Source organism: Lyngbya sp. CCY1209 (assembly GCF_055795065.1).
This window is the reverse complement of sequence record NZ_JAYFER010000584.1, coordinates 1-3,799: the sequence shown is the minus strand read 5'-3', so window position 1 is coordinate 3,799 and position 3,799 is coordinate 1. Positions and strand designations below refer to the sequence as shown.

Below are 3,799 nucleotides of genomic sequence, written 5' to 3'. Positions count from 1 at the left end.
GGAGGCAAATTTATAGTCAGATCCGTACAAATTCCCCAATCATCTGAATATGATTTTGGCTATTAGCTTGGGAATTGATTCCCAAGCGGTCTGGATGTTCCACCCGTTTCTTCGCTCCCTCTGCTCCCTCTGCTCCCTCTGCTCCCTCCGCTCCCTCCGCTCCCTCCGCTCCCTCCGCTCCCTCCGCTCCCCCTGCTCCCCCTGCTCCCCCTGCTCCCTCCGCTCCCTCCGCTCCCTCTGCTCCCTCCGCTTCCTCTGCTCCCTCCGCTCCCCCGCCCACACCCCACACCCCACCGAGCACACCCCACACCCCAATTCACGCTCCCTGCAAGACGGCACTGCCGGCGCCCTGAAACATCAGCCAGGAGAGGAAGAAATCGAGGATGAAGATCGCCAGGAGGGAGGTGACGACGGCGGTGGTGGTGGACTGTCCGACGCCCTTGGCGCCGCCGGTGGTGGTCAGGCCCCAACTGGTGCCGATCACCGCGATCGCCCACCCGAACACCACGGACTTGATTTCGGCGCTGAGGAGATCCCAAACCGTCATGAAATTGCGGATCGAGTCCAGGAACGCCCCGGACGAGATGCCGTACAGGCTGCCAGAAATCAGCATCCCCCCCGCCAACCCGGTGATCAGACAAATAATCGTCAGGAGGGGCAACATCAGACAGCAGGCGAGCACCCGGGGGATCACCAGGTAGTCCACCGGATCGGTTTTCATCATGTAGAGGGCGTCGATCTGTTCCGTGACGCGCATCGTCCCCAATTCGGCGGCGAAGGCGGAGCACACCCGTCCGGCGACGATGACGGAGGTGAGTACGGGGCTGAGTTCCCGACTCAGGGACAGGGCGAGGATGCCCCCCACCAAGTTTCCCGCCCCCAGGGTGACGAATTCCCGGGCCACCTGGATGGTGAACACCATACCCACGAAACTGGCCGTCAGCAGGGCGATCAGCAGCGACTCCGGGCCGACGGCGGCCATCTGGTCCAAGGTGTTGCGGCGGTGAATTTTGCCCTGCAGCAGGTGGATGAAGACTTGCCCCCCCAGGAACAGGGAGGCGATGAAGCGCTGAGTCCACAGGCCGAGGCTGGAACGGGTTTTTGAATTGCTCAAGGAACTGATCCGGGGAACGCTCAAATATTTAAGATAACAGCTTTATACGATTTGTTACATTTTGCCAACATTTATATCGAGTCCGATCCCTCCGAGGGGGGAGTTATCGCCCCGGCAACCCGCCGTTAGTTAAACAAAAATGTATCTAATTTAAGTTTTCTGACAGAACGGTACGAACGGGGCGATCGCCTTTATCGTGGTAGACAAGCGAACCTTATCTTGTCAGTCGATCGGCTGACCGATTCCATTGAAAATCACCCACATGAGTATTTTGCCTGATTTTCTGCGATCGCTCATTTTGACGATGGTTTTCAGCTTCGCGACCCCCATCCTGATCGTCGGCGGGGGGTTGGCGATCGCAATCTTCGTCCGTCAACTGCCGTTCTTGAATGCGATCGGCCAAGTTGGCATTGATCAGATTTTGGAGTTTCTCGCCATCTTCGGCAGCGGAAATCCCCTCCAGGGGGGGTTGATTATTGGCACGACGTGCAGTTTGGTGGGGGCCTTATTTGACACCTATGCCTCCTCTCAAAACCCACGGGGTCACTAATATTATTAATGTTTTGACGGGCGGCGATCGCTTTGAGTCCGAATTCGTCTAGGATCGTCAGAAGCGTTATTTTTGAAATCAGTATATCGCGATCGATGGCAGATATTGTAGATATTGCAGTCAATGCAGGGTCCTTCACCACACTGGTGACGGCCGTCCAAACCGCCGGGTTGGTGGAAACCTTGAAAACCCCCGGCCCTTTCACCGTTTTTGCCCCCAACGACGATGCGTTCGCCAAACTCCCGCCCGGAACCATCCAAACCCTCGTTCAAAATCCGCCCCAACTCGCCCGCATCTTGACCTATCACGTCGTCCCGGGCAAGTTGATGAAGGCGGATCTGGAAAAAATGCAGACCCTCACCTCCGTCGAGGGATCGCCCATTCCCCTCAATTTTGAGGACGGCTTTGAAGTCAAAAATGCCACGGTTGTCGCGGCAGATATCGAAGCGGATAACGGCGTCATTCACGTCATCGACAACGTGATTTTGATGGGCTGAAACCAAGAAACCGGGTTTCTTGGACAATTTGAGTTTCCCCATATCAATCCAAGTAGAAACCCGGTTTCTAGACCCCCAAATTATCAATTCTAACGATAATCCGGGGTTTGGATATTTCGCAGCCGCGCTTCCGGACGCTTGAAGCGATCCATTTGGGCTTCAAAAAATGCCCGGTTCGCCTGTAGGTGGCGGGGGTTGGGATCGTCGAGGGGATACAGCAACGCCGTCCGCAACGCCTGAATCACCGCAGAGGTGACACAATACATCGATCGCTGGAAACTGTTCGCCAACTGGATCAACATATCGTCCTCGCCCCGGCAGTGCTGTTTGTAATAGTCCACCAAATAGGGCGGCAGAAAATGGTACATATCCTGCATCAGGAGTGTGGGCGGAATCCCCGCCGTCCCCACCGGGAAGATATCGGCGTAGAGAATGCCGTAGTGGAAATCTTTCTGATCGTCGGGCACTTCCTTCGCCTGGGCGTTGTAAGATTTGGTGCCGCGGAAGGGTGCGGTGCGGTAAAATACGGCTTCTACATAGGGTAACGCCGCCTCGTACAGCCAGGTAAATCCTTTCGATTTGGGAATAATTTCGTAACATTCCCCATCGATGTAAGCGTGGTGGTAAATCGGGCGTCCGGCGATCGCAAAAATACCGTTAACCAGGAAGTTCATCGCCTCGGGGACGCTGGTTAATTTACCCTCATCGTAAAGGTCGCTCATCTCGAAAAACACCGGAGCCATCACTTCCCAAAATAGCCCCAAATTGCTGTAGTAGGACAACTGCCGCACCTGTTCCAAAAACATATCGGGAAACAGCTTGTAGAGTCCCAGCATCACCGGATTTTTGCGGAAATAGGCGCGGATGGCGCGATCGGCGTTGGCTTTGTATTCTTCCGTATCCAAATAGCCGTCAAACTGCCCCCCCATTTCCCGATGCCAAAACATCGCCACCATGCAGGCTTCGGCGAACTCCATGTTGATGCGATCGTGCCACAGGTGGTGGAACAATTTCGGCATCTTTTTCTGGGTTTCACCCTTTTCGATAAATGCCAACAATTCCGGGTGGGCAGTCGCCTCCCCTCGCCAAATTCTCAGGTCGGCATCGTCCCCGGCATAGTGATTGTGCAGGTCTAAATATTCCTGGGGCAAAAAGTATTTGAAAAAGGGAACCGGATTCAAAAATACCCGTTCCGCAATATACAGCAAATCCCGCCAATAGAAATCCATCGGCACGGCATAGGCTTTATAAATCCCGATAATTTGCATCAAATTTTCTGGCGTGTCCGGCAGCATCGCGCCTCCGGCTTCCAGGCGGTGAATGACTTCGGCAAATTCGTGGTTGGAAGGCGGCAGTTTGGTCGGTTTGGTTTCCGGTTGTATTAAAGTGGGTGCCATCATTAATTCTCAATTCATTATAAGTTTCAAAGTTGAAGATCCCCCCCAGCCCCCCTTAATAAGGGGGGAGAATGGGTCAAATTCCCCTTAATAAGGGGGGAGAATGGGTCAAATTCCCCTTAATAAGGGGGGAGAATGGGTCAAATTCCCCTTTGGTAAGGCCCGGCCGTTTCATTCTCGGTTAAAAATTGTCGAGGGCGACAATGAAAACCGTTGATGGGAGACAGGAGCAAGGATTTTT

General features: G+C 54.2%; 4 protein-coding genes. 2 read left to right on the top strand and 2 right to left on the bottom strand.

Going from position 1 to position 3,799, the window contains the following annotated elements; all coding sequences use genetic code 11:
- Positions 1-316 precede the first annotated feature (316 nt).
- A complete protein-coding gene (locus AC0QHF_RS21175; RefSeq protein WP_324706228.1) occupies positions 317-1,114 on the bottom strand; it encodes an MlaE family lipid ABC transporter permease subunit in 798 nt (265 codons plus the stop codon).
- A gap of 262 nt (positions 1,115-1,376) precedes the next feature.
- Here AC0QHF_RS21175 and AC0QHF_RS21170 point away from each other — a divergent pair, with 262 nt between their 5' ends.
- Entirely contained in the window at positions 1,377-1,664 is a 288-nt protein-coding gene (locus AC0QHF_RS21170) for a hypothetical protein (protein WP_324706227.1), read from the top strand.
- A gap of 95 nt (positions 1,665-1,759) precedes the next feature.
- Positions 1,760-2,161, top strand: coding sequence for a fasciclin domain-containing protein (locus AC0QHF_RS21165; protein WP_324706226.1), 402 nt, complete (start codon positions 1,760-1,762; stop codon positions 2,159-2,161).
- An 89-nt stretch (positions 2,162-2,250) separates the two neighbouring features.
- On the opposite strand, the gene AC0QHF_RS21160 is transcribed toward AC0QHF_RS21165, so the two are convergent.
- Positions 2,251-3,561 carry a CO2 hydration protein gene (locus tag AC0QHF_RS21160; protein ID WP_375341455.1) on the bottom strand — a complete coding sequence of 437 codons (1,311 nt, stop codon included), beginning with the start codon at positions 3,559-3,561 and terminating at the stop codon, positions 2,251-2,253.
- Positions 3,562-3,799 lie beyond the last annotated feature (238 nt).

Excerpts from the sequence above, each read along its gene's own strand:
- AC0QHF_RS21170 (WP_324706227.1), top strand. The coding sequence starts at position 1,377 with ATGAGTATTTTGCCTGATTTTCTGCGATCGCTCATTTTGACGATGGTT.
- AC0QHF_RS21165 (WP_324706226.1), top strand. The coding sequence starts at position 1,760 with ATGGCAGATATTGTAGATATTGCAGTCAATGCAGGGTCCTTCACCACA.
- AC0QHF_RS21160 (WP_375341455.1), bottom strand. The coding sequence starts at position 3,561 with ATGATGGCACCCACTTTAATACAACCGGAAACCAAACCGACCAAACTG.